The sequence below is a fragment of the Mesorhizobium sp. P2_E9 genome (assembly GCF_056403815.1).
This window is the reverse complement of the sequence record NZ_JBFUET010000029.1, coordinates 31,682-57,327: the sequence shown is the minus strand read 5'-3', so window position 1 is coordinate 57,327 and position 25,646 is coordinate 31,682. Positions and strand designations below refer to the sequence as shown.

Annotated in this window: 16 protein-coding genes; 5 read left to right on the top strand and 11 right to left on the bottom strand. The window is 64.3% G+C overall.

Annotated features, from left to right (window positions below; genetic code table 11):
* Positions 1-280 (top strand): transposase (locus tag AC1D05_RS34180; RefSeq protein ID WP_477447216.1); only part of this gene is annotated, 280 nt, incomplete at its 5' end.
* Positions 281-432: 152 nt separating this feature from the next.
* Here the strand turns inward: AC1D05_RS34180 and AC1D05_RS34175 are convergent.
* The 4 genes from AC1D05_RS34175 to AC1D05_RS34160 form a co-directional block, all read right to left on the bottom strand.
* A complete protein-coding gene (locus tag AC1D05_RS34175; protein ID WP_477447214.1) occupies positions 433-2,106 on the bottom strand; it encodes a vWA domain-containing protein in 1,674 nt (557 codons plus the stop codon).
* Between the two features lie 159 nt (positions 2,107-2,265).
* Entirely contained in the window at positions 2,266-3,264 is a 999-nt protein-coding gene (locus AC1D05_RS34170; RefSeq protein ID WP_032938715.1) for a GlxA family transcriptional regulator, read from the bottom strand.
* A 28-nt stretch (positions 3,265-3,292) separates the two neighbouring features.
* Positions 3,293-4,192: a bifunctional methylenetetrahydrofolate dehydrogenase/methenyltetrahydrofolate cyclohydrolase FolD gene (folD, locus tag AC1D05_RS34165; protein WP_477447212.1), complete on the bottom strand. Its 900-nt coding sequence runs from the start codon at positions 4,190-4,192 to the stop codon at positions 3,293-3,295.
* Between the two features lie 182 nt (positions 4,193-4,374).
* A complete protein-coding gene (locus tag AC1D05_RS34160) occupies positions 4,375-6,954 on the bottom strand; it encodes a GumC family protein (protein ID WP_477447210.1) in 2,580 nt (859 codons plus the stop codon).
* Between the two features lie 198 nt (positions 6,955-7,152).
* Between AC1D05_RS34160 and AC1D05_RS34155 the strand changes: the two genes are divergently transcribed.
* A complete protein-coding gene (locus AC1D05_RS34155; protein ID WP_477447208.1) occupies positions 7,153-8,448 on the top strand; it encodes a lipopolysaccharide biosynthesis protein in 1,296 nt (431 codons plus the stop codon).
* A 39-nt stretch (positions 8,449-8,487) separates the two neighbouring features.
* Here the strand turns inward: AC1D05_RS34155 and AC1D05_RS34150 are convergent, their stop codons facing one another.
* Genes AC1D05_RS34150 through AC1D05_RS34140 form a run of 3 tightly spaced genes read right to left on the bottom strand, consistent with a single transcriptional unit; the run spans position 8,488 to position 11,371 of the window.
* The gene (locus tag AC1D05_RS34150) at positions 8,488-9,411 is read right to left on the bottom strand and encodes a DUF6492 family protein (RefSeq protein ID WP_477447206.1); all 924 of its coding nucleotides are present in this window, start codon (positions 9,409-9,411) and stop codon (positions 8,488-8,490) included.
* A complete protein-coding gene (locus tag AC1D05_RS34145) occupies positions 9,408-10,202 on the bottom strand; it encodes a WecB/TagA/CpsF family glycosyltransferase (RefSeq protein ID WP_477447204.1) in 795 nt (264 codons plus the stop codon). The genes AC1D05_RS34150 and AC1D05_RS34145 overlap by 4 nt, the downstream gene beginning before the upstream one ends.
* Positions 10,199-11,371, bottom strand: a complete 1,173-nt coding sequence (locus AC1D05_RS34140; RefSeq protein ID WP_477447202.1) for a glycosyltransferase family 4 protein — start codon at positions 11,369-11,371, stop codon at positions 10,199-10,201. Before AC1D05_RS34140 ends, AC1D05_RS34145 begins: the two co-directional genes overlap by 4 nt.
* Before the next feature lie 170 nt (positions 11,372-11,541).
* Between AC1D05_RS34140 and AC1D05_RS34135 the strand changes: the two genes are divergently transcribed.
* From AC1D05_RS34135 to proC, 3 genes are read left to right on the top strand one after another with little or no spacing between them, the layout of a single operon-like run.
* On the top strand, positions 11,542-12,540 hold the full coding sequence (locus AC1D05_RS34135) for a glycosyltransferase family 2 protein (protein ID WP_477447200.1): 999 nt from the start codon (positions 11,542-11,544) through the stop codon (positions 12,538-12,540).
* Positions 12,509-13,855: an O-antigen ligase family protein gene (locus tag AC1D05_RS34130; protein WP_477447198.1), complete on the top strand. Its 1,347-nt coding sequence runs from the start codon at positions 12,509-12,511 to the stop codon at positions 13,853-13,855. The genes AC1D05_RS34135 and AC1D05_RS34130 overlap by 32 nt, the downstream gene beginning before the upstream one ends.
* Before the next feature lie 59 nt (positions 13,856-13,914).
* Positions 13,915-14,730, top strand: coding sequence for a pyrroline-5-carboxylate reductase (proC, locus tag AC1D05_RS34125; protein ID WP_477447196.1), 816 nt, complete (start codon positions 13,915-13,917; stop codon positions 14,728-14,730).
* Positions 14,731-14,733: 3 nt separating this feature from the next.
* Here proC and AC1D05_RS34120 read toward each other — a convergent pair whose 3' ends face one another.
* From AC1D05_RS34120 to AC1D05_RS34105, 4 genes are all read right to left on the bottom strand, one after another.
* Positions 14,734-16,050 (bottom strand): NAD(P)H-dependent oxidoreductase, encoded by a 1,317-nt coding sequence (locus AC1D05_RS34120; RefSeq protein ID WP_477447194.1) that lies wholly within the window; start codon positions 16,048-16,050, stop codon positions 14,734-14,736.
* Between the two features lie 82 nt (positions 16,051-16,132).
* A complete protein-coding gene (locus AC1D05_RS34115; RefSeq protein ID WP_477447192.1) occupies positions 16,133-17,527 on the bottom strand; it encodes a multicopper oxidase family protein in 1,395 nt (464 codons plus the stop codon).
* Positions 17,528-17,666: 139 nt separating this feature from the next.
* Positions 17,667-21,476, bottom strand: a complete 3,810-nt coding sequence (metH, locus tag AC1D05_RS34110; RefSeq protein ID WP_477447190.1) for a methionine synthase — start codon at positions 21,474-21,476, stop codon at positions 17,667-17,669.
* A gap of 173 nt (positions 21,477-21,649) precedes the next feature.
* Positions 21,650-25,516, bottom strand: coding sequence for a caspase family protein (locus tag AC1D05_RS34105; protein WP_477447188.1), 3,867 nt, complete (start codon positions 25,514-25,516; stop codon positions 21,650-21,652).
* Positions 25,517-25,646 lie beyond the last annotated feature (130 nt).

Genomic DNA, 25,646 nt, shown 5'->3' with positions numbered 1-25,646 from the left:
TGCCAAAGCCCAGCGCACCATCATCCGCCATGTCTGGGCCGATGCGAAGGAGCGCACCGACGCCAACCGGCTCACCGCATGGGGCAAGGCCGTCTACCGTCGCCGTAAGGAAACCGTTGAACGCTCTTTCGCCGACGCCAAGCAACTGCATGGTCACCGCTATGCGCGGTTCCGAAGTCTCATCAGGGTCGCCTGCCAGTGCCTGATCGCCGCCRCCGCCCAGAACATCAAAAAGATCGCCCTTTGCCTATGGCCRAASCCCAAACCGGCCCTCGCATGAGGCCCTACGCCTCCTGTCAAAATCTCCTGACACAAACATTCCAAGACACTTCAATCACATAACAAAAAAAACCCGCCGAAAATCGACGGGGTTTGTCAGCAGTCTGAAAGGGCGGCCTTGAGCCGCCCTTTTTTTGCTTGCCCAGTTGGATGCTACTCGACTTTGAGCTCACTCCGCTCGCCGGCCTTGACCGTAAAAGGTGTTTCCTTGTCGGCCTTGTCGGTGGTGAAATTGGTCACGAGCACGTAGTCGCCCGCCGCCAGCGTGGTCTGCATCTTCTCTCCATAGGCGTAGGTGACCTGCTTGCGCTCGCCCTGGAGGTTCTTCTTGGCCTCGAAGATCTTGAAGCCGTCAGCGCCTGGCGCGTCGACCGCCAGGACGCCCGCGTTCAGTATCACGCTGACATCGGTCATCTGCCCCACCGTGACACTGAAAGGCTGTTCCGTGGACACGGCCTGGACATCGACGCCCATCACATAGTCGCCTGGAGGCAGATCGAACTGGCTGTCGGGGCCGTAGGCGTAGGTCACCTGGTCGCGCGTGCCGTCGAGCTTCTTGGCCGCCTTGAACACCTTCCAACCCACATCGGTTTCGGCCTTCTCTCCGCCCTGGGTGTAGAAGGCGTTGGCCTTGGCCTTGCCGACACCGACGATCATGTCCTTGTCGACGACCTGGCCGGCGACAAGCTGCATGGTCTCGCTTGCCTCGCCGGCTCCCAACTTCACGGTGACCTTGGTCTCGCCGGCCGGAACGACGAACTTGACCTCGCCATAATTGCTGTCGGACGTGCCGCCGGGATAGGCAATGCTGATCTGAGCATTGCGGTCGACATCGGCCCCAGGCGCCGGCCGTGCGTGGATGGAAATCTCCGCGGCATTCAGGTTGAGCACCACCTCCGTCGTCTTGTCGGCCGTCAGTGAGACCTTCTGCTCGGCCTTGGCGGCGCCGCTGGTGGCTACGACAATGTAGTTGCCAGCCGGAATGTGGAACTTGATGGCGTTGTAACCGTAGTTGACATTGTCTCCACCGACACCCTTGGCATCGTCCTTGAAGACTTCATAGTAGACGTCGGTCGTCGGGGCCGCACCGCCGTCTTTCAGGAATGCCTGCGGGACAAGATTGTAGTCGACCTCGGCCGCTTTCGGGGCGGGCGCGGGAGCAGGCGCCGGTTCGGGTGCTGGCGCGGGGGCCGGGGCTGCTGCCGGCGCTGCGACGGTTTCGACCAGCGCTTCCTGCAGCGCCTTCTCGTCTGAGGCCTGGATGTACTTGCCGCCGGTGTTGTCGGCGAGGCAGGCGATCTGCTTGCCTTCATCGGCGGTCAGGCCGAAGCCGACGACATCGGCGGTGAAGTCGACGCCGGACGCCTCGAGCTCCTTGCCCAGAGCGCAGGGATCGCCGCCGCAGGTTTCGAGCCCATCGGTGATGAGGACGACGGTCGCCTTGTCCTCGGTGTATTTCAGCGCTTCGGCCGCCTGCTTGACGGCCGCCGTCAGCGGCGTCTTGCCGAGGAATTTCAGACTGTCGGCAGCATCCGTGATTGCGCTCGCCGAGCCCGCCTGAGGCGGAACGATCAGCTGGATGTCGTCGCAGCTGCCTTTCTCGCGGTGGCCGTAGGCCATGAAGCCGATCTCGTCGTCGGCGGGAACCGATTGAAGCACGGTCCTCAGCGACTCGCGGGCGATTTCGAGCTTGGGCTTGCCGTCGATTTGCGCCCACATCGAGCCGGAAGCGTCGAGAATGATGATGACCTTGTTTGCGGCAAAGCCGAACGTCGTCATGAAAAACAGGAGGATCGCCGCAGCGACGCCCCGCGCAAATACCGCCATCGAAATCTCCTGAGTTAGCCCCCTAGTCCGCACAGGGAAGCTATTTGACGCGGCGTCAGGACACAAGCCCGGGCGCAGCCATCTCGTTCAGGCGCCCTGAGCGGGAACAGCGCGTTCGTGCCGGGCAGCGGGCGTCCCGAGCCCAGACCGGAGTCCGGCTCAATAGGTCGTGCGGCGCTCTTCCGAGGGCGGCCTGCCGAACTGCAGCCGGTAGCTCTGGGCGAAGTAGGAATGCGAGGTGAAGCCGGTCGCGATCGCCACATCGAGGATCGGCATGTTGGTCTGGCGCAGCAATTCGCGCGCCCGCTCCAGCCGTAGCCGCATGTAATAGCGGCCAGGCGTGACATTGAGGTGGCGCAGAAACAGGCGCTCCACCTGGCGCACCGAAAGGCCGGCCGACTTGGCGAGTTGCACCGCCGACAGCGGCTCGTCGAGATGGTCGGCCATCAGTTCGACGATGCGCCTCAGCTTCTCCGACTTGCCGGTCAGGTCGCGTTCCGGCCCGACGCGCTGGCGGTCGCCGGCCGAGCGGATGCGCTCGTGCTGGAACTGGTTGGCGACGCCATTGGCGAGGTTCGAGCCGAAATCGCCGCGCACGATCTCCAGCATCAGGTCGATCGAGGTGGTGCCGCCGGCGCAGGTGTAGCGCTTGCGGTCGATCTCGAAGACATTGCCGGTGCAGTTGATGTCGGGAAAGCGCTCCATGAAGCCGGCGCGGTTTTCCCAATGGATGGTGCAGCGGTAGCCGTCGAGCTGGCCGGCCTCGGCCAGCAGGTAGGACCCGACCGACAGCGCGCCGAGCGCGTTGCCGCGCCGGCCCCAGCTGCGCAGCGCCGCCAGAACCTTGCTCTTGCCGGGAAATTCCGTCGTCAGGCCGACAGAGACGAAGAGGATGTCGACCGGCGGCAGGTCGGCGACGGCATAGTCGATCTTGAGCGGCAGGCCGTTGGACGCCATCACCGGATCGCCATCGGCCGACACCGTGGTCCAGCCATAGAAATCGCGGCCGAGCAGACGGTTCGCCGAACGGAAGGTGTCGATGGCGGCGGCCAGCGAGAACATGGAAAACTTGTCGACCAGCAGGAAGGCGAACTGCCGGCCACCTTGAACGGGATCACTCGTGACCGGCCGTTCCGGGGAAATGGTGGGGTTCGGCAAAACTGGCGCTTTCAGGGTCAACCCGGGCTCAGAAGGAGGGCCGCTTCAATCCGGCCGCAAGGTAGGCGGAAGCTAACGTATTGGCCATCAGCATGGCAATGGTCATCGGCCCGACACCGCCGGGCACCGGCGTGATGGCGCCGGCTCCCTTGGCTGCCTCGGCATAGGCGACATCGCCGACGAGACGCGACTTGCCCTCGCCCTTCTCGGGCGCGGGAATGCGGTTGATGCCGACATCGATGACGGTGGCGCCGGGCTTCACCCAATCCCCCTTGATCATCTCCGGCCGGCCGACGGCGGCGACCAGGATGTCGGCCGTGCGGGCGAGCGCCGGCAGGTCCTTGGTGCGGCTGTGGGCAATGGTGACGGTGCAGTTGGCGGCAAGCAGCAGATTGGCCATCGGCTTGCCGACAATGTTGGAGCGGCCGACGACGACGGCGGCGAGGCCGGACAGGTCCTTGCCGCGCACGCGCTCGATCAGAAGCATCGAGCCGGCCGGCGTGCAGGGAACAAAAGCCGTCTCCAGTTCGCCGGTACCGAGCTTGCCGACATTGATGAAATGGAACCCGTCGACGTCCTTCTCCGGCGCGATGGTCTGGATGATCTTGCCTGCATCGATATGGGCGGGAAGCGGCAGCTGCACCAGGATGCCGTTGATCGCCGGATCGGCATTGAGGTCGCCGATGATCTTGAGCAGCGCCTCCTCGGAGGTCTCCGCCGGCAACGTGTGCTGCAGCGAATGAAAGCCGCATTCCTTGGCGGTGCGCGACTTGGAAGCGACATAGACCTGGCTCGCCGGATCCTCGCCGACGATGACGACGGCGAGACCGGGCTTGGCCTTGCCCTTGGCGACCAGCTCCGCGGTCAGCGTCTTGACCGTCCGCACCACATCCTCGGCAACGCTCTTTCCGTCAATCACTTCGGCCATGAACCATCCTCAACCCTGTTTCGCCCAACGCCACTTTCGGGAACACAATGCAACGGCGCCGGCAACATGCAGCGCGGCATTGTCACGAAAATACCACCACGCAATCCCGCCAAAACGCCGTCCGATGCCGTTTACGCGAAACCGGGATGGTTTTGTTCGGCCTCGGCAACGTATTTTGTGGCTCAGAAATAGCGGCGGCGGGTGCGGCTCTCGGTGAGTTCGCGGACCGCCTCGCGGAATTCGCGCAGGCTAGCGCGAATTTCCTCGATCGGTGCCTGTTCGGCGCTTTCCTCGACCTGCGAAGGCGCTACCGGCGGCTGGGCTGGATAGGCCTGCGATTGCGGCGTGGCAGACTGCGGCGGATGCGGCATGTGCCCGGCATAGGGCGCCATGGCCTGTGTATAGGGGGAACCTGCCGGCGGCTGCGCCTGCCAAGGCTGCATCTGCGGAGAGCCCGCCTGCTGTGCAGGGGGATAGGGTGGCGGAGCCGGATAGATGGGCGGCGGCATCAAGGGCGACCGCGACGGCGGCCCCATCGGCTGAGAATAGTTGGCATCGAAGCCTGGCGGGAAAGGCGGCCGCGCATAGTCCGATGTCCGAGGCATGAAGGCGGAATCCGGGTTCGGGACGCCGGAGGGCATGGCAGCATCCGCCGGCTGCGTGTTTCCACCAAAGGCGGGGAACTCGTCGTCGTCCGCCTCTGCGGACGGCTTGCGGGATACGGCATTGCGCAGCTTCGTCATGAGCGCGGCGATACGCCCGGGCCGTTCGACGGGAGCGGCTTCGCCCTGTGCCAAGGGTGGTGGTGCTGGAGGCGGCGGCGATGCAGGTGGCGGAGGTGGCGGCGCCGGGGGCACCGGCGCTGCCGGCATTGGTGGCGCGGGCGGCGGTGCTGCCCGGAATGCCTGCTCCTCGAGAGGCGCCTTGCGCTCGCGGCGCGATCGCGAGTTCGCGGTCTCGCGCAGGCTCTCATAGGCCCCGCGCATGGCGCCGAGGCCGACACCAGAGGCAAAGCCGAGCAGCAGGCCGGCAAGTGCCATCAAGGCGCGCGACGGGCCTTTCGCCTCGAGCGGTGCAAAGGCCTTGGAGATCACGTTCATATTGGCGGTGTTGATGTCCTTCTGCTCGCCGGTCTCCTTGGCGCGAAGCAGATATTGTTCGTAGACGGAGCGCTTGGCGGAGGCCTCACGCTCCAGTTCGCGCATCGACACCAGATCGTTGTTGACGTCGCCGCTACGGACCTTGAGCTGGGCAAGGCGGGACGAGAGATCCTGCTCGAGCTGGACGGCGCGTTTCAGGTCGACCTGCAGCGAGGAAGCGATGCGGCGCAATTCGCCGGCGATGCGGTCGCGCGCGCCGGCGATCTGTGCGTTGAGCGCCTGGAGTTCAGGATGGCGCGGGCCAAGCCGGATGGCGGCACGGTCCGCCTCCTGCTTGAGCGTCGCATATTGCGAGCGCAGATCGCTCATCGTGTTGGAGTTGATCTCTTCCGGCAAGGTGCCGGAGAGAACCGAATTGACGTCGATCGAGCGCGCCGATGCCGCCCTCGCATTGAGCTCCAGCGTGCGGGCGCGGGCGACCGAGAGCTGCTCGTTGAGCTTCAGCATCTCGTCGTCGCTGATCAGATGGCCCTGTGCATCGACAAGATCGTGCGAGGCCCTGAACTCCTCGACCTTGCGCTCTGCCACCTCGACGCCTTTGCGCAGTTCATCGAGCCTTGCCGTCAGTTCATCGGTCGCGCGGCCAGCGGTATCGGACTGGATCTGACCAAAGGTCTGCAGGAACACGTCCGTCATCGTGTTGGCGATGAGAGCCGATTTCTCGCCATTCTGCGTGATCGCACTGACGGTGATGACGAAGGTCTTGCCGCCGCGCTCGACCGAGAGGCTTTCGGCCAGGTTGCCGACGGCAAGCGCGCGGCGGCGAACCTCGTCGGCACCGCTCGGGCCATCCTGGTGCGGTAGAATCGAGCGAATGAGAGACCTGATGCCAAGGCCGCCGGCACCCTGGCCATTGAACTCCGGATCGTTGCTCAGGTTGAGCTTGTCGACGACCTTGTTGAGAACGGTGCCCGATGTCAGCACCCTGACCTGGTTTTCGACGATGGCAAGCGTGGCGTCGGAGGCGACGACATTCTGGGTGAGGTCGCGGTCGGTGAGCTTGAGGTCGCGCGGATCGACAATCAGTTCAGCGGTGGCTTCATATTTCTTCGGCGTCGACAGCGCGATCGCGATGCCGAGCCCGGCACCGATCAAGGTGGTCGTGATGATCAGCAGCTTCGACCTGGCAATGCCGCGCACCACCTGCATCGGATCGATCAGCGGCTTCCACTGCTGATCATCCCTGCGATCGCCAAAGGACGCATTCGGTTCGCCCTCATAGCGGGGTCCAGAGGTTTCATGAGGCCGAGCGCTGCCGGACGGTTCTTCAGCAGCCGACCGTGCGTACGGCGTGGCCGGCGGCAGATCGCTGGTGCCGGTGTCGTCCTGCGAGCGCCAAGCGTCGTCCTGCGTAGCCGCTTGCGATTGCTCGTCCGGCTGGAACCGCTCTGTTCCGGCAGCAGCGGATAGCGTTGGGTTCGCCCGCGCCTCACGCCGTGAACGGGCAAGGCGATGGCGCGTGGCGGCATCCTCGCGCCAAGCCGAATCTGCCCGGTCCCCTATCGAGACCAGGGACGCGTCATCCTCACCGCGCATGGCCTGGCCGAGCGCCAGCAAGGAACGCTCGCGCCTCCAGTCTTCACGGTTTTCCCTGTCGACCATTGTCTTGGAGCTTCACTCTTTGGCCGCTTGGCAGCGGCGGTCGGCCAATCGTTAAGTCACGCTAAACAAGCATAGGAAACAAAAGGTTAATTTCGGCCGGGCGGCAGGTAAGCTTTTCATAACCTCACGGGCGGGAATTTCAGCGCATCCGGACCTCAAAACGGCACGTTAAGCTTTGCCGCCTATGGCTTCCCAGACATGACCGAAGCTCGCGGCATACCGCAAAGGCGGACTTTCGCCCGGATCGGCACTTTCGTGGCCGAACGACGGGGATTGGTGCGCGACTATTTTTCGGCGATCAGCGGCGCCGGCGGGCGACTGGTGTTTTCGCTGGCCTATTTCATCGCGCTCGCCAACACGCTGTCCATCTCCGAATTCGGCATGTTCGCCACCGCGTCGGCGGCCGGCGTGATGCTGTCGCGGATCCTGGCCTTTGGTTTCATCTCGGCGCTCTATCGCACCGCCACCATCCGCCCCAATCTGATCGGTACCTTCACCGCCGGCTTCCTGCTGCTCGGTGTCGCCTCGCTGCCGTTGCTGGCTGCGGCCTCGTTCGGCGTCTACCTGATCTTCTTCGCCGGCACCGTGCCTCTGTCAGTGTTTTCCGCGATCGTCTTTGCCGAAGCGCTGTTGTGGCGGCCGGTGGAGGTGGCGCTGATCGTCAACAATGGGCTGGGCAAATTCGGCCGTGCCGCCGTCCTGGCGATCCTGGCGACGGCGCTGCGGGCACTTGGCGCGGTGCTGTTCATGCTCTGGGCCCAGCACAGCATCTGGATCTGGTCATGGTTCTATATCGGCGCCAATGCCGCCTCGCTGGTTCTGGCTTTCGGCTGGTTCTATCCGCGCCAAAGACTGCGGCTGCGCATCGCGCTTTACCTCAGGCGACTGGCGGATTCGCTCTACGTGGCCGGCGCCGAAATTCTGTTCTACCTGCAATCGGAATTCGACAAGCTGCTGGTGCTGGCGATCGGCGGTCCGCATCTGGCCGGTATCTATGCGATCATCATGCGGCTGGTCGACCTGACCGCGATCCCGATCCGCACCTTCTCGATGATGCTGGTGCAACGCATGATGCGCGCGCCGGACCTGTTGTCGCGGCTGACGGTCAAGAGCGGCATCGAGGGCGGCGTGTTCTTTGTCTCGACGCTGGCGCTGCTGGCGCTTGGCATCGTGCTGCATTTCTTTCCCAACGCACTCGGCAGGAATGTCTCCGAAGCCGCACCGCTGGTGGCGCTGGCGATCTGCGTTCCGGGGTTGCGCAACCTGGTCGAATACCAGGCCGAGCTTTTGTTCGCGCGCGGCCAGACGGCGGTGCGGGCGCTCAATCTCGGCCTGCTTGCCGCACTGAAGGCGCTGCTGCTGACCTATGTGCTGACCACCATCTCCGATACGTCGAAGCTGGTGCTGTCGCTCAACATCGTCTTCCTGCTGCTCTATCTCGCCTCGATGCTGCTGACTTATTCGGCGATGCGCAAGCCGGCGAAAGCGATCTGAATACAGGTGAGGCCAGCCTGACCTGAATTCCTGCGCCGGCTAATCCAGCCCGATCAGGCGGCGGATGCGGCCGATATCGGTGCCGATGAAGGATTGCATGCCGATCGCCACCTGCTCCGGCGCCATGCCGGCAACGAAGCGGCGGAACTCATCGTCCGACAACGCTTCGCCCGTCCAGTGGACGCGGCAGAATTCTTCCGAACCGTGGAAGTGGCCGGCGCCGTCGAGCACATCGTCGACATAGCGGCCGTAGATCATGCATTCGGAGAATCTGCGCGCCGAGCCGACGACCTCGACCCAGTCGCGGCCATGCGCCTTCTCGATCTGACCGCACATGGCAAGCACGGTGTCGCGGCGCCAGGCGATCAGCGTCGAAATGTAGTCGTGGGTCGATGTGCGGGACGGGGCGATGCCGAGGGCCGAACCCGCATTGCGCGACCAGATGCGATGTTCGTCGTGACCGTCATCCGCCAGCACGCCGTCGCGGCGGAACAGCCGCGCCTTGCCATCGCGCCAGAAGGCGGCGCAGTCGAACGGCTTCAGGAAAGCGACGTCGGAATCGCAGAAGACCAGAACGTCTTCCCTGGCATGGTTGGCGATGGCGATGCGGCGCAGCTGCTGCACGTGCCAGCCGCGCAGCGGCTGCGTCTTCAGGCTGAGCCAGACACGCCGGCGGAACAGGCTGAGCGGATCGTCGAAAGCACGCAGCCAGCGCGGCAGCAGGTCACGCTCATCGACGACCGTGCGCCGACCTGTCTCCAACTGGCGGAAAAGCGTGACGTCGCGATGTTCGACCAGGATGTAGTGGTGCGCGGCGCCCGAGACATGGCGGTCGAGGGTCTCGCACAGCAGGCGGCAGCGCTCGAAATCCGGCGCGTAGCTTGCCGTCACCACCGCCGCCGTCGGCGTCTTCGGCAACAGGCCTGGACCGGCAAGGGCGTCTGGAACGAACCGCTTGTTCAACGGAGATCTCCGTCCGTTTCTGCTCCATGCGACCATCTCTGCTTGACGACCCGCCACAGGAACACAGGATTGCCGACCACGTAGCGGCGCCAAAGCCGGCCCGGCTCGACCGCGAGCCGGAACAGCCATTCCAGGCGCAGGCGGCGCATCCACAGCGGTGCGCGCGGCACCGAGCCGCTCAGGAAATCGAGTAGCGCGCCGACCGCGACCGGCATGGTGCAGTGGCGTTCATCGATGTGGCGCGCGATCCACAATTCCTGACGCGGCACGCCCATGGCGACCAGCAGCATATCCGGCCGCAGCGCCGCGATCCGGCCGATGATCTCCGGCTCCTGTTCGGCGGAGAAATAGCCGTCATGAATGACCACGAAATTGTGCTGCACGGCAAGGGCGGCCAGCTTGACCGACGCCGCCTCGGCGTTGACACGCGTCGCGCCGAGCAGCCCGACGGTCAGCGGCCGCGTCGAGGCCTGCAGGAAGGCCGGCACGAAATCGGTGCCGTTGAGATTGTCCGGAAATGGCGCGCCATAGAGAATCTTGGCGGCGAGATCGACGCCGATGCCGTCCGGCAGGATGAGGAAATCGTCGAGCGCCTCGGCGAAGACAGGATCGGTACAGGCGATGTTGGCATTGTGGGCGTTGAGGAAACTGACCTTGGTGAAGCGCTGCTCGGCAATCAGGCGGTTCAGCAAGGCGATAGCATCGTCCCAGCGGATGGCGAGCACCGAGATGCCGAGGATCGTCTTCAGGCTGTCGAGGCCGGAGGCGGCGCGGGCGGTGTGCATGTTCATGCAAACACCTCCTGCCCGACCACGCCTAGTTTTTCCAAGCCATGCCGGATGGCGGTATCGAGCGCCTTGACCTGCTGGCAATGGAACGCGCTGCCATCGACGTCCCGCATATCCGCCGCCGCAGCCTCCAATGCCCTGGCGAAATCGGCCGGATCGTCGGTGACGACGCAATTGTCGGGGCGATGGTCGATGCCGCGCAGCGAGCGGCTGGTGGCGACCGAAGGCAGGCCAAGCTCGAAGGTCTCGATGGTCTTCAATTGCACACCGCTGCCGGCGGTGCTGATCAGCGGGATGACAGCCGCGCCGCACACGAAAGCGCTGGCATCCGGGACACGGCCGACAAATTGGACACCCGGATGCGTCGAGCTGACGCCGGAGGGCATATGGCCCGCGATGCGGATGCGGAAACCGGGCCGCAGATGCGGCACCACCTTACCCAGGAACCAGTCGAGTCCGATGCGGTTCGGCTGCCAGGTCCAGGTGCCGATCAAAGCGACGTCGCAGTCGATCCGGCGTGGGGCTCTCCGGGTTGGCGCTTTGGCGCCGGTCACCAGCGGCAGCACCGCTGAGCGGTCGTCGGCGGCGACGCCGAGGGCCGCGCGGTCTTCCTCGGCCAGCGTGAAGACAAAGCGCGCGCGGCGGCAGAGACGCTCTTCCACGATCTTCAGCAACCTTGCCTCGCGGCGGAACAGCAGGCGCTGGAAGAGGCCGCCGGCGGCAGCAGCATTTTCCCGCGCCGAGAGATGCTCGACATTGTGGGCGACGAAGATCGACGGCCGGTCTTCGAAGAGCTTCTCAAAGGCGCCGGCGAACTGCACGGAATTCAACACATAACCATCGAAGGGACCGGCCTGTTCGAGAGCGGCGCGGACATCGTGGTCGGACACCGCACGTAGCTTGACCGACGCGAAGGTCAGGCCTGACAATATCGCCTTGACGACCCAGGCGAGCTTTTGCAGGGCAGAGGCACTTTCGGTGCGGACGTCGATGGCACCCATCACCACGGTGTTTTCGGGGTCGGCAGCGTCCTTCCCGGGCCAGGTGAAGCCGATCACCGTGACGCGCGCGCCCGCGCGCCGCAAGGCGGCGATGATCGCAGCGTTGGCGATCTCGTAGCCCGAGGTGAGAGCACCGTCGGGCACGATCGATGTGGCGAACAGCAGATGCATCTCACCTATCCTGTGGTGTAGCCGGTAGCAAAGCGCGGTGAACCCTTGATTAAGCGAGCACATTCAACGCCCGAAAGCCCCTGCCTGAGGGGCTTCTCCGTGCAAGGTGATTAACGAAACCTTATCATCGTGGTGCTACCAGAACGCGACTGAGATGTGGCTGGACGCGGATGATCCCTTTGCCATCGGATGGTTCGGTATCGATCGCTGGACGGTCTCCCCGGCTTGACGTGGAGGCTGTCGAAGCGGTCGTCACCTTGCCGACCTTCAAGCGGCCCGAACAGGTGCTGGAAACGCTGGCTTCGCTCAGCGCGCAGCAGACCGGCAGGCGCTTTGCCGTCATCGTCATGGAAAACGAAGCCGAGGCGCGCGAAGGCGCCAAGGCGGTGCTGCCACTGTTCGAGCGCGGCGGGATACCGGGCATGGTCATCATCGCGCATGAGCGCGGCAATTGCAGCGCCTACAATGCCGGCTGGCAGACGGCGATCCTGCAGTTCCCGAGCTTCAGGCATTTGCTGGTTATCGACGATGACGAGATCGCCGATCAGCACTGGCTGGAACGGATGTGTACTGCTGCCGAAACGCTCGGCGCCGATATTGTCGGCGGTCCGCAGGTGCCCGTCTTCGCCGACCCCGCCCATGCCAAATGGGCCGAGCATCCCGTCTTCGCCCCACCCTACCGGGAGACGGGGCGCGTGCCGGCGCTCTATTCATCCGGCAATCTTCTGGTCGGGCGCAATGTGCTGATCGCGATGGGGCCGCCCTTCCTCGATCTCAGATTCAATTTCATGGGCGGCGGCGACTCCGATTTTCTCAGCCGGTCAGTGCAAAGGGGCTTTGTGCTGGGCTGGTGCGCCGAGGCAAAGGTGCACGAAACCGTTCCGGCGCGGCGTGTCGAGGCCGACTGGATCCGGGCCCGTAGCCTGCGCAACGGCGTCATCTCGACACTGGTCGAAAGGAAGAAGCGCGCCGGCACGCCACTGGCCGGCGCCAGAGTGTTCGCGAAGAGCCTGGCGCTGCTGGCCGCCGCGCCGTTTCGCGGCCTGATCCGGCTGGCGCGGACCGGATCGCCGGCGATCGCCATCTACCCCGTCCATGTGGCGCTCGGCCGCGTGATGGCCGAATTTGGATATGCCAATGAGCAGTATCGCCAGCCCGAGAAAAACTGAGCGCGCGCCGCTCAGCGACGCGTTCACGCGCGACGGCGTGGCGACCGCCATCGCCGCGCTGCTGTTCACCGTCATCATGGTGTCCTTCCGCCCGTTCCAGCCGGCAGGGGCCGAACTCACCGGCGACGGCGGCGACATCGTCAACCAGCTCGGCTTCGGCTCGCTCGGCGCCGTGTCGATCTTTTCGCTGATGGCCTTTGCCGATCCGCGCATCGTGCGCTCGCTGCTCGGCCCGTCCTGGGTGCTGATGCTGGGCTTCTTCTTCCTGTCGGTGGTGCTGGCGACCGACCCGCCCTCGGCCATGCGCGCCGCGTCCTTCACCATGATCGGCATCCTGACGATGGCGACGATCCTAGCGCTGCCGCGCGATGCCGAATCCTTCTCGAAAGTCATCATCTTCACCGCGGTCGTGGTGATGGGGCTTTCCTATCTCGGCCTCATCGTTTTTCCGCACGAGGCGATGCACACGGCCGATTCGCAGGAGCCCGAACATGCCGGCCTGTGGCGCGGCGTGTTCACCCACAAGAACATCGCCGGTCCGATCATGGCCTGCCTCAGTTTCGCCGGCCTCTACCTCTACCGGCGCGGACAACGCTGGTGGGGCGCGGGCATCTTCTGCGCGGCGATGGTCTTCATGCTGCACACCGGCTCCAAGACGACGGCCGGCCTGGTGCCGTTCTCGATCCTGATCGTGGTGCTGCCGAGCCTGATGGGCATGCGGCTCGGCACGCCGATCCTGTTCGCTCTGGCGATCATCGCCACCGCGGTCGGCACGCTGGGCATCGTCTTCCTGCCGCCGGTCAAACATCTGGCGGCGATCTATTTCCCCGATATGACCTATACCGGCCGCACGACGCTGTGGGAGTTCGCGGGCTCGATGCTGGCGAAGAAGCCGTGGACCGGCTACGGCTATGAGAGCTTCTGGGGCACGCCGCTGCTGCTCAACCAGGACCAGCCCTTCGACCGGCCGTGGGATATCAGGACCATCGTGCACGGCCATGACGGCTATCTCGACATCGCGGTGCTGATGGGCATCCCGGCCCTGTGCGTGGCAGTCTACACTTTCCTGATCGCGCCGCTGCGCGACTACATGCGCATCCCGCTGCGCCGAGAAAACATCTTTCTCGGCGACTTCTTCATGATGGTGGTGCTTTTCACCGCGCTCAACGCTTTCCTCGAAAGTTTCTTCTTCCATCGCGGCGACCCAGTCTGGCTGTTCTTCGTGCTCGGCGTGCTTGGCCTGAGGCAAGTGTCGCTGCGGCCAATCGCGGTGCGCAACCCCGATCACGATTCGCGATATTCCCGCCCGGTCTGACGGGGCTTCCCCAGGGAAGCGCGAGCGTCTATGTCAGGGCCTTCTTCTGGAGAGCTCCAATGACGATCAGGCTTGTTCTCGCCGGCTGCGGCAATATGGGTTACGCCATGCTCTCGGGCTGGCTGAAATCCGGTAAGCTCGCGCCATCGGCGGTTTTCGTGGTCGAGCCCAATACCGATCTGCGCCAGCGCGCCGCCGCACTCGGCTGTACCACGGCTGCTGACGCCAGTGACATTCCGGCAGACGCCGTGCCTGATCTCATCGTCATCGCGGTGAAACCGCAGGTGATCCGCGAGGTGACGGCCGCCTACAGGCGTTTCGGCAACGGCCGCACCACCTTTGTCAGCATCGCCGCCGGAACGCCGGTGGCGACCTTCGAGCAGATCCTTGGCAACAGCGCGCCGATCGTGCGCTGCATGCCCAACACGCCTGCTTCCATCGGCAAGGGCATGATGGTGGTGTTTTCCAACCCGCTGGTTTCCGACGATACAAAGCGTTTCGTCGCCGACCTGCTGTCGGCCAGCGGTGAAGTGGCCACCATCGACGACGAAGGCCTGATGGATGCGGTGACCGCCGTGTCAGGGTCGGGGCCGGCCTATATCTTCCACTTCATCGAAGCGCTGACCGTGGCCGCCGAGAAGGCCGGCCTGCCGGCGGCGACCGCCAGGCTGCTCGCCATGCAGACCGTCTACGGCGCTGCCTCGCTCGCCGCCGAAAGCCACGAGGATCCGGGCGTGCTGCGCCAGCAGGTGACCAGCCCCAACGGCACCACGGCGGCGGCCCTTGGCGTGCTGATGGGCGAGGACCGGTTGACCAATCTGCTGACGCAGGCGGTGGAGGCGGCGCGGCTGCGGTCGATTGAACTGGGGAAATAAGCCTTAGTTCGTTCCGTACAGCATCTCATCCTGCAGCTTGCGCAAGGCGAACAGCCTCGTCGTCTCGTCGGGCGCGGCATTGTCGGCGGTCAGCAACTGGCCTTTCCTGACCGGCCTCAACACCTTGCCGCCCTCGAGCAGGCCGACCGGCACGGCGCGCTGGGCGCGGGCTTCGCCAACGGTCATGGTCCAGGAGCGGTAGCAGGTCTCGCCGATCGCATCGAAGGTCTCGCCGGCAGCGAGATCCCGTTTGGCGACCGCACAGACCTCGGCGACCGGCCGTGGCAGCGGCACCATGTCGGGCTTGCCGAACAGCACGATGCGCGCGGCGGTCAGCGGCACTTCCAGCGAGGTCAGATGGTACGGCCGGAACAGGCTGTAGTAGGGACCGTGGCCGATATGCAAATCGTCCATGCGCTCGATGATGCGCGGATGCATCGCCTCGACGATGACGAAGACACCAGGCGCCACCCCCTTGCCGACGGTGTAGTCGACAACGCCCTTCTTCGTGAGCAGCCCACCATCCTCGCGCGGAATGAGCACCTTGACGAGGTCGTCGCGGTCGGCCTTGGGGCCGTGCATGCCTGGCACGTCGGGCACCAGGCCGGTGGCCTTGGCGATGGCGCACATCTCGACCATGGTTTTCGAACCATCGACGAACTCGACCAGCATGCGCGGGTTCATGTTGCGGCGGATTGCTTCCTCGCGATAGTCATCGGGCATGGCGTCGTGGTTAAGCGGGTTGTTCTTGCCCTTGCCGGCCGAGACGATGGTCAGGCCGAGCGCGGACGCGAACTCGATCAGCTCCATGCAGCTCGACGGCTCGTCGCCGGCGCCAACCGAATAGACGACGCCAAGCCGGTCGGCCTGCTGCTTGAGATAGCAGCCGATGGTGACGTCGGCCTCGACATTCATCATCACCAGATGCTTGCCATGCTCCATCGCCGACAGGCAGAAATCGGCGGCGACGCCCGGCTTGCCGGTGGCGTCGATGACGACGTCGATCAGCGGATTGGTGACCAGCATCTCGTTCGAGGTGATGGCGATTTTTCCCGCCTCGATTGCCGCGGTGACTTTCGACGCGGTGTCGGCTTCGACCGCCATCGCCTCATCGCCATAGGCGATGCGGATGGCGTCACGCGCGGTGTGCGGCCGACGGGTGGAGACGGCGCAAACCGAAATGCCCGGCATCAGCATGCCTTGCGTGACGAGGTCGGTGCCCATTTCGCCCGAACCGATGACACCGATGCGCACCGGGCGGCCCTCGGCGGCACGCTTGGCGAGATCGCGGGCAAGGCCGGTCAAGGCGACATTGGTCATGCGGATGTCCATGGTTCTTGATTTGGAGGCGGCATAGCAGGGAAATGCCCGCTTTTGCCAACGAAACCGCTCGAACGTGGCCTCAAACCACCCTGACGTAGCTCGTCATGCCCGATTTCTGGTGCTCGATGATGTGGCAGTGCAGCAGCCAGTCGCCGGGATTGTCGGCGACGAAGCCGAGCTGAACCTTCTCATTGGGCTGGATGAGATAGGTGTCGGAAATCAACGGCTGCACCGGCCGCGTCGACGACGACAGCACCTTGAAGCTCATGCCGTGCAAATGCATCGGATGCGATTGCGGCGTCAGGTTCTCCATGTCGATGACATAGCTCTTGCCGAGCTTCAGTTCGGCCAGCGGCGCGGTCGGATCGGATGTGTCGCCTGGCCACGGCACCTTGTTGATGGCCCAGAAACTGTAGCCAAGCGAACCGCAGATGCCGTCACTCGGGACGTTTTCCGCCGTGGCGCTGAGCGCCAGGGAGATGTGCTGGGCGGCGGTGACGTCTACTTCCGCCACCGGATTGACCTCCAGCGGTGCAACATCGCGAACGTCTCGTTTCAGAGAACTGCCGGTCGCACGCAAGGTCGCCAGGATCTTGGGCTTGGTGCCCCTGACGTCCCGAAGGCTGACGATCGCGCCCTCCTGATCAGGCATGCGGATGGCGAGTTCCATGCGCTGTCCCGGCCCAGGCAGCAAGGCATCGGGTGAAAAACGCTCAGGCACCGGATTGCCGTCCAGCGCCATCACAATCGCCTCGGCGCCATCCACGCGAAAGGCATAGATGCGGGTGACGTCGGTGATGGCGACGCGCAGCCGCACCAGTCCGCCGGCCGGCGCATCATATTGGGGCTGGTCGAGCCAATTGGCGGTGCGCACCGTGCCGTAGGTGCCGGTTCGCGCCGCATCGCGCGGCCGGAACTGATCGATGAACTGCCCGTCATCACCAAGACGCCAGTCGCGCAGATTGAGGACGAATTCGGCATCGAATTTCGGATCGTTCGGATTCTCGACCACGATCACGCCGGTCAGGCCGTGGCCCATCTGCTCCAGCGTGTTGCAATGCGGGTGATACCAGAAGGTGCCGGCGTCGGGCGGGGTAAAGGCGTAGTCGAAATGATCGCCGGTGTAGACGTAGGGCTGGACCAGGAAGGGCACGCCATCCATCTTGTTTGGAACGCGAATGCCGTGCCAGTGGATGGTCGTCGGATCATCGATGGCGTTGATCAGACGGGCAGCGAAGGGCTCGCCTTTTTTCATCCTGAGCACAGGCGGCATTCCGGCGTTGCCATAGGTCAGCACATTGTTGGTCGGGCCGACATCCATCAGCCTGGCCTGAATTTTCGCCGTCTGCAGCACCACCGGTTCCGGACTGCCGGCGGCCCAACTGCCAAGCCTGCCGATGGCCGAGAGGCCGACCCCGCTTGCGCCAGCGATGGCGGCCGTTTTCAAAAGCCTGCGACGTGTCAATCCGGCCATTCAGCGCTCCAACTGCAAAGACGAGTGCCTGGGATTTATCGTCGCCTTGGATCACAGGCGAGCCACCAGTGCAAATGCCGATATTTGGCAAATCGCGTCTTGCCATGGTGGCAGGATGAGACGACAGAGCCTCCCGCCGCTACTCCGCCGCCTCGGCATACTGCGCGGGCACATAGTTGAGGATAGGCCCGAGCCAGCGCTCGACCTCGGCCAAGGGCATGTCCTTACGAGCAGCATAATCCTCGACCTGATCGCGCTCGACCTTGGCGACACCGAAATAATAGCTTTCGGGATGCGAGAGATAGATGCCGGACACCGAGGAGCCCGGCCACATCGCGTAGCTTTCGGTCAGGCTGACGCCCGCATTGCGCTCGCCGTCGAGCAGCCGGAACAGCGTTGCCTTCTCGGTATGGTCTGGCTGTGCGGGATAACCGGGTGCCGGGCGGATGCCGCGATAGGGCTCGCCGATCAGTTCGTCCGGCGCCAGCTTCTCGTCGGCAGCATAGCCCCAGAATTCCTTGCGCACGTTCTCGTGCATGCGCTCGGCGAAAGCCTCGGCGAAGCGGTCGGCCAGCGCCTTGACCATAATTGAGGAGTAATCGTCATTGGCCCGCTCGAAACGCTCTGATATCGCCACTTCCTCGATGCCGGCGGTGACGATGAAGCCGCCGATGTAGTCGGACTTGCCGCCGTCCATTGGTGCGACGAAATCCGACAGCGCGACATTGGCCTTGCCGTCGCGCTTGGTCAGTTGCTGGCGCAGCGTGAAGAAAGTCGCCAATTCCTTCGAGCGCCCCTCGTCCGTGAACAGCCTGATGTCGTCGCCAACAGCATTGGCCGGCCAGAAACCGATGACGGCGCGCGGCGCGAACCATTTCTCGGCGATGATCTTGTTCAGCATCGCCTGCGCATCCTCGAACAGCTGGCGCGCTGCCGGTCCCTGCACCTCGTCTTCCAGGATCTTGGGATAACGCCCCTTCAGCTCCCAGGTCTGGAAGAACGGCGTCCAGTCAATGTAGCGCGCAAGCTCCGTCAGGTCCCAGTTCTCGAACACTTTCACGCCGGTAAAAGTCGGCTTCGGCGGCTGGTAGGCAGACCAGTCGACCTTGTGCGCATTGGCCCTCGCCTTGGCCAGTGGCAGCCGCTGCTTGTCGGCCTCGGAGCGAGCATGCGCGTCGGCAACCTTCTTGTACTCGGTCCGCACCGTCTCGACGTAGTCCGCCTTGCTGTCGTTGGACAGCAGCGCCGAGACCACGCCGACCGCCCGGCTGGCATCGGTGACATAGACGGTCTGCCCCCTGGCGTAACGCGGGTGGATCTTCACCGCCGTGTGCACACGGCTGGTCGTGGCGCCGCCGATCAGCAGCGGAATGTCGAAGCCTTCGCGCTCCATCTCGGCGGCCATGTGCACCATCTCGTCCAGCGACGGCGTGATCAGGCCGGACAGGCCGATAATGTCGACTTGTCTGTCGCGCGCCGTCTGCAGGATTTTCGCCGCCGGCACCATGACACCGAGATCGATGATCTCGTAATTGTTGCAGGCGAGAACCACGCCGACGATGTTCTTGCCGATGTCGTGGACATCGCCCTTCACCGTCGCCATCAGGATTTTTCCGGCCGTCTGGCGCTCGCCATTGTCGATGCCGTTGGTGGCGTTGGCCAGTTTCTCGGCCTCCATATGCGGCAGCAGCCCGGCCACCGCCTGCTTCATGACACGCGCGGACTTCACCACTTGCGGCAAGAACATTTTTCCGGCGCCGAACAGGTCGCCGACGACATTCATGCCGGCCATCAGCGGGCCTTCGATGACATGCAGCGGCCGCTCCGAAGCGAGCCGCGCTTCTTCGGTGTCGGCGTCGATGAATTCGGTGATGCCATTGACCAGCGCATGCGAAATCCGCTGCTCGACCGTCCATTCGCGCCAGGCGAGATCGCGCTCCTTGGCTTCCTTGCCGGCCGTGCCCTTGAAACGTTCGGCGATCTCCAGCATGCGCTCGGTGGCGGTGCCGCCGGCGCTCGGCACGCGGTTGAGCACGACATCCTCGCAGGCCTCGCGCAGCTCCGGCTCGATCATGTCGTAGACGGCCAGCTGACCGGCATTGACGATGCCCATGTCCATGCCGCGCTGGATGGCGTGGTAGAGGAATACCGCATGCATGGCCTCGCGCACGGGCTCGTTGCCGCGAAACGAGAAGGACAGGTTCGACACACCGCCGGAAATATGGACATGCGGCAGCGTCGACGTGATCTCGCCGGTGGCCTCGATGAAGTCGACGCCGTAATTGTCATGCTCCTCGATGCCGGTGGCGACCGCGAAGACGTTGGGGTCGAAGACGATATCCTCCGGCGGAAAGCCGGCCTGTTCGGTCAAGAGCTTGTAGGCGCGGGTGCATATCTCGACCTTGCGCGCTTTGGTGTCGGCCTGGCCGGCCTCGTCGAAGGCCATGACGACCACCGCCGCGCCATAGGCGCGCACCAGTTTCGCGTGATGCAGGAACGCTTCCTCGCCTTCCTTCATCGAGATGGAGTTGACCAGCGGCTTGCCCTGCACGCATTTGAGGCCGGCCTCGATGATCTCCCATTTCGAACTGTCGACCATGACAGGAACACGGGCGATGTCCGGCTCGGCGGCGATCAGGTTGAGATAATCGACCATCGCCTTCTTCGAATCGATCAGGCCCTCGTCCATGTTGATGTCGATGATCTGCGCGCCATTGGCGACCTGATCGCGCGCCACGTCGAGTGCGGGAACATAGTCGCCCGCCGTGATAAGCTTCCTGAACTTGGCAGAGCCGGTGACGTTGGTGCGCTCGCCGACATTGACGAAGGGGATCTCGTCGGTCAGCGTGAACGGCTCCAGTCCGGACAGGCGCATCTTGCGCTCGATCTCGGGGATGGCGCGCGGCGGATATTTCTTCACCGCCTCGGCGATGGCGCGGATATGATCCGGCGTCGAGCCGCAGCAGCAGCCGACGACATTGACCAAGCCCTCGCGTGCAAAGTCCTCGATCTGCGCGGCCATGAAGTCCGGGCTCTCGTCATATCTGCCGAATTCATTGGGCAGGCCGGCATTCGGGTAGGCGCAGACGAAGGTGTCTGCGGTATCAGATATTTCGGCCAGGTGCGCGCGCATGGCGTTGGCGCCGAGCGCGCAGTTGAGGCCGATGGTGAAGGGATTGGCATGGCGCACCGAATGCCAGAACGCCGTCGGCGTCTGGCCCGACAGCGTGCGGCCGGAAAGGTCGGTGATGGTGCCCGAAATCATCACCGGCAGATGCACGCCCTTCTCGATGAAGATCTCGTTGCAAGCGAAGATCGCCGCCTTGGCGTTCAGCGTGTCGAAGATAGTCTCGATCAGGATGATGTCGGCGCCACCGTCGATCAGGCCGCGCAGTTGCTCGCCATAGGCCAGCCGCAACTCGTCGAAGGTCACCGCGCGATAGCCGGGATTGTTGACGTCAGGCGACATCGAGGCGGTGCGGTTGGTTGGCCCCAGAGCGCCGGCGACGAAGCGGCGCTTGCCGTCTTCCTGCTCAGCCCGCTTCGCCGCCCGGCGTACCAGCCGCGCACCGTCGCGGTTCAGCGCATAGACGGCATCCTCCATGCCGTAATCAGCCTGGGCGATCGAGGTCGACGAGAAGGTGTTGGTCTCGAGAATATCCGCGCCGGCAACGGCGTACTGATAGTGGATTTCCTCGATCGCGGCGGGCTGCGTCAGGATCAGCAGGTCGTTGTTTCCCTGCTGGTGGCAGGCGCAGCCGGCGAAGGCATCGCCGCGGAAACGGTCTTCGTCGAAGCCAAGCCCCTGGATCTGCGTGCCCATGGCACCGTCGAGAATGAGAATGCGTTCGCGCGCCGCAGCGGTCAGCGCCGCGAGCACTTCCGAGCCGTCGGGCTTGGCCACGACAGGGCCGAACAGGTCATCCAGCGATGCAGAATTCTGCGACATTTTCTATCCTTCGGACGACAGTCTTGTCCATGTCACATAAGGATATCTTTATGTCAATATACGCCCCTCACCGAACGGTGTCACGCGCTTTTGCAGGTGCCATAGCAACAAACGCCAAAAACAACCTGCCGGAGCGTCCTTTGCTAGTCCAACTGGACACGCGGCCTCCTGTGTCAGTGCAAGTCGGCCAGCAAGGCTTGCGCCTCGGCAAGGTTCTTCTCGGAGCCGGCGGTGAGGTCGTCCATCTTGCGGTCCCTGAAGATGACCAGCGCCTCCTGGCAAGCGGCGATCGCCTCCTCAGCCAGCGCCTTGTCCTTGCGGGCGGCGCCCAGATCGGTCAGCACATCGCACAGGCTGTCCTCGGTGAAGGCGACGGCCGGAACCGAATTGATCTTCTTCTGCACGGCGATCGCCTCGCGCAGGATCGGCACCGCTTCCTCGAAACGGGCGACGCTGTTTTCGGAACGGCCAGCCATCGTCAGGGCATAGCCGACCTCGTTCTGCAGGCTCGCCCAGCGGTCGGGATCGCGGTCGCGGCCAACCTCGTCGGCCAGCGCCCGGTTGACGGCGATCGCCTCGTCGAACACATCAGGCGATGGTTCCCTCCCCGCGATCATGCTCAACACATTGGCGAGGTTGCCCTGCGTGGTCGCCCAGCGCTCGGGATCGCGGGCGCGGGTGCGAACGGCCTGTATGCTGCGGTAGATGCCGGCCGAGCGCTTCAGCAGGGCGACGTCGTTGCGCCAATAGCCCAGCGACGACAGCGCGCTCGCCAGATTGGACTGGTTGCGCGTCCAGCCGTCGGCGTCCTTGTCGCGTGTCGTCACCGTCAGCGCCGCCTCATAGGCCTGCACCGACTTCGCCATGACGTCCGGATCGGAAGCCGCACTCGCCTGCATCATGCGCGCATTGCCGAGATCGCTTTCGACCGAGGCCCACAGCATGCGGTCCGGCAGCATGGCATAGACGGCAAGGGCTGCCTCATGCGCCGTCGCCGCCTTCTGGTAGAGCGACTGATCATTGCTCGCACCGGCGAGGTAGTAATAGGCGCTGCCGAGATCGTTCTGCAGCTGGGCGTGATCCTGTGGCACGCTGGCAAGGTCATAGAAGGGCAAAGCCGCTTCGAGCGCCGTCACCGACTGCTTGAAATGGGCTCCATCGTGCACCCGGTCGCCGAGCACCAGAAGCACATGACCCAGCCCCCATTGCGTCGCCGCCCAGGCGTCGGGATCGCTGTCGCGGGTCTGCACTTCGAGGGCCGCCCGATAGGCCGTCACCGAGCGTTCGAGCGCCTCGGTCGGACCATCGCTGGATTTGCCCAGCATGGAGAGGGCAGCGCCCAGCCGATACTGCGTCTTTGCCCAGTCCTTCGCGGCATTGTCCCTGGTCCGCACGGTGAGCGCGGCGTCGTAGGCGGCGACCGCCTGTTCGAGCACCGCTCTGTCGCTGGCACGATCGCCCCAGGTCGACAGCGTGCTGCCGAGACCGTGCTCGATGGAGGCGAACTCCGTGGGCGCGGCCGTGGCCGTGTAAACTTCCGATGCGCTTTGATACGCGGTTGCCGACTTCCGCAGATAATCGATTCCGGTGTCGCGATCGCCGAGCGAGGCATAGGCGGAGCCGAGATTCTGCTGCAGCGAGGCCCAGTCCAGCGGCAGCTTTTCACGTGGATACTCCGAGAGCGCGGCCTCATAGGCGGACACCGCCTTGAGCAGCGTCGCGGTGTCGTCCTGCTTCACGCCAAGGCGCTGCAAGGCGTTGCCGAGCGTCAGCTGGCCGTTGGCCCAGCTTGCCGGCGCATGCTCGCGTGTCCACACGGTCAGCGCCGCCTCCGCCGCTTCGCGCGCATGCTGCAGCGTCGGGATGTCGCCATTGATCTCGCCGATCGTCTCCAGCGCAGAGCTCATATTGTTCTCAATCGTCGCCCATTGCGCCGGCGCGCGCTCCCTGGTCATTTCGTCCGTCGCCGACTGGTAGGCGGCGACCGAATGCTCGAGCGTTGCGACGTCCTTCTCGCGTGCACCAAGGCGAAACAGCGCAGCACCGAGATTGACCTGGCTCAACGCCCAGTCGAGCGGGACGCGCTCGCGGTCGTATTGCGTCAACGCGGCGCGATGCGCCTCGATGGCGGCGCGAAAACTGTCACTGGTCGTCTCGCGCTCGCCAAGCTCCGACAGCACGATGCCGAGATTGTTTTGCGTCGCCGCCCATTCGAGCGGCGCCTTCTTCGACCCCTGCACCTCGAGCGCCGCGCGGAAGGTGGCGACCGCCTTGTCGAGCAACGCCGTGCCGGTCTCGCGCTGGCCAAGCCGCCAATAGACCGTGCCGAGATTGCCTGATGTGGACGCCCAATCGTCCGGATAGGTTTCCCGCGTATAGACCGTCAGCGCCTGCTCGAAGGCGGCGGCCGCCTGGTCGAGGTTTTCGCGCCCGGCCTCGCGCTCACCCAAAGTCGACAGCGTGGTGGCGAGGTTGTTCTGGGTGGCCGCCCATTGCCGTGGGCTTTTCTCGGGCGACACATAGGTCAGGCTCTTTTCATAGGCCGCGACGGCCTGTGTCAGAAACGCGTTGTCGCCGGAGAAAGTACCTTGCTGGGAAAGCGCGTTGGCCTCAGCGGCCTTGTAGAACCAGGCGTCCTCATCGTCCCATTTCTCCGCCTGCTCATAGGCCTTGCCGTAATCCTGGGCCGCCTCCTGGAACTTGAAGGAGATTTCGTAGGTTTTCGCGCTGTCGCCAAACACCTCGGCGAATTCCAGCCGGCGCGCCTTGAGATCGGCTTCGGCCTTGTCGACAGTGTTTGATAGTTCACTGACGCGCGCCTTGGCCCGTTCGTGGAATTTCCGGGCGGCATCGAGCGCGCCTTCGCGCACTGCCTGATCGGCCAGTTTCGACAGCCGGACGATCTCCGGGTCCTGGCTTTTCAGCGCCGCCTGCTCGGCCAGCACCTGCTTCAGCCGCTCGGTCTGGCCGCGCAGCAATTTGTCGAGCTCGGCGGGGTCTTTCGGCGTGCCGGTGCCCAGTGTCTTCAGCATGGCATAGAGCGCGTCCATCGGCACGCCGCCGTCGCGCGAGATGGTTTCGATCTGGCGACGTTCGGGATCCGGCAGCGCTGAAATGGTGAGCAGCAGCCGGCGGCGCTCGGTCAGGATGTCGCCCTCATCGCCTTTCGGCGCCCCGGCCGGCGTGCCGAAATAGAGCAGCCGGCGCAAACTCTCATTGACCCATGGCCGCTGCTGGCCGTTGGTCTTGAGATAGACCTCCTCGCCGATCATGCGCAGCACGGTGCCGAATTCCTCACCGCCCATCGTGTCGATGTGGCGCAGGATCGCCGCCGCATAGGGGCTGTTGCCGTCGGCCGGGCCATCGAGCGCCACTTTGCCGGGCTCGGCGGCAAAGCCGATGACCTGGCCAAGACTGTCGTCGGCCGAGCCCTTGGCCGGCGCATTGTTGTTGTTCAGCGCGACGACGCTGCGCGTTTCGCCGAGACCACCGGCACCAATCGGCTTGCCGTCATCGCCCGGTGTCAGCTTCAGCAAGGTGCCCGGCGGGAACGGATCGTTGCGGCAAGCGTCGAGCAGCACGATGGTGACCGGTACCTTGGCCTTCATCTCGGCCACGATCGACGACAGCGGCACGAGTTTCTCGCCGGCATCGTCGAGCGCCGAAATGTCGGCATCCACAGGCACCAGGAAATTCTCGCCGCCGGCCTCGATGCCGTGGCCGGAATAATAGATGACGGCAACATCGGCGCCCTCGGCGTCGTCGACAAACCCTTCGAGGTCACGGCGCAATTTGCGCGCGTCGCGGTTGGTGGCGACGGTCGTTTCGAAGCCGAGCTTGTCGAACATTTCCTCGATGGCGCGGGCGTCATTTTCCGGGTTGGGCAGTTTGCCGACGTGCTTGTAGTCGGACTGGCCGATGATCAGCGCGACGCCCTTCAGCGCCTTCGGCTCCTCGGCGCGAGCCGAAATGAGCGCGCACAGGCAGAACATAAGCGCGGCTGCAAACGCCACGCATATGCGCACCCTTTCGACGGTCATTCGCCCAAACCGCATCGCCCACCCCGGAACCCGCAATCTTCCCCGAGGAGATGGCATCATGATGGCCGGCGCATGGCAAGTCAGGGGATGAACGGTGTTCTTGTCGTGAGGTGCAGATGCCGCCTGGTTT

Bases quoted from the DNA above. Each gene is read 5' to 3' on its own strand.
- AC1D05_RS34140 (WP_477447202.1), bottom strand. From the start codon at position 11,371: ATGCATCTGCTGTTCGCCACATCGATCGTGCCCGACGGTGCTCTCACC.
- AC1D05_RS34120 (WP_477447194.1), bottom strand. From the start codon at position 16,050: ATGACCAATGTCGCCTTGACCGGCCTTGCCCGCGATCTCGCCAAGCGT.
- AC1D05_RS34160 (WP_477447210.1), bottom strand. From the start codon at position 6,954: ATGGTCGACAGGGAAAACCGTGAAGACTGGAGGCGCGAGCGTTCCTTG.
- AC1D05_RS34130 (WP_477447198.1), top strand. From the start codon at position 12,509: ATGAGCAGTATCGCCAGCCCGAGAAAAACTGAGCGCGCGCCGCTCAGC.
- proC (WP_477447196.1), top strand. From the start codon at position 13,915: ATGACGATCAGGCTTGTTCTCGCCGGCTGCGGCAATATGGGTTACGCC.
- AC1D05_RS34175 (WP_477447214.1), bottom strand. From the start codon at position 2,106: ATGGCGGTATTTGCGCGGGGCGTCGCTGCGGCGATCCTCCTGTTTTTC.
- AC1D05_RS34115 (WP_477447192.1), bottom strand. From the start codon at position 17,527: ATGGCCGGATTGACACGTCGCAGGCTTTTGAAAACGGCCGCCATCGCT.
- metH (WP_477447190.1), bottom strand. From the start codon at position 21,476: ATGTCGCAGAATTCTGCATCGCTGGATGACCTGTTCGGCCCTGTCGTG.
- AC1D05_RS34155 (WP_477447208.1), top strand. From the start codon at position 7,153: ATGACCGAAGCTCGCGGCATACCGCAAAGGCGGACTTTCGCCCGGATC.
- AC1D05_RS34105 (WP_477447188.1), bottom strand. From the start codon at position 25,516: ATGACCGTCGAAAGGGTGCGCATATGCGTGGCGTTTGCAGCCGCGCTT.
- AC1D05_RS34135 (WP_477447200.1), top strand. From the start codon at position 11,542: ATGATCCCTTTGCCATCGGATGGTTCGGTATCGATCGCTGGACGGTCT.
- AC1D05_RS34145 (WP_477447204.1), bottom strand. From the start codon at position 10,202: ATGAACATGCACACCGCCCGCGCCGCCTCCGGCCTCGACAGCCTGAAG.
- folD (WP_477447212.1), bottom strand. From the start codon at position 4,192: ATGGCCGAAGTGATTGACGGAAAGAGCGTTGCCGAGGATGTGGTGCGG.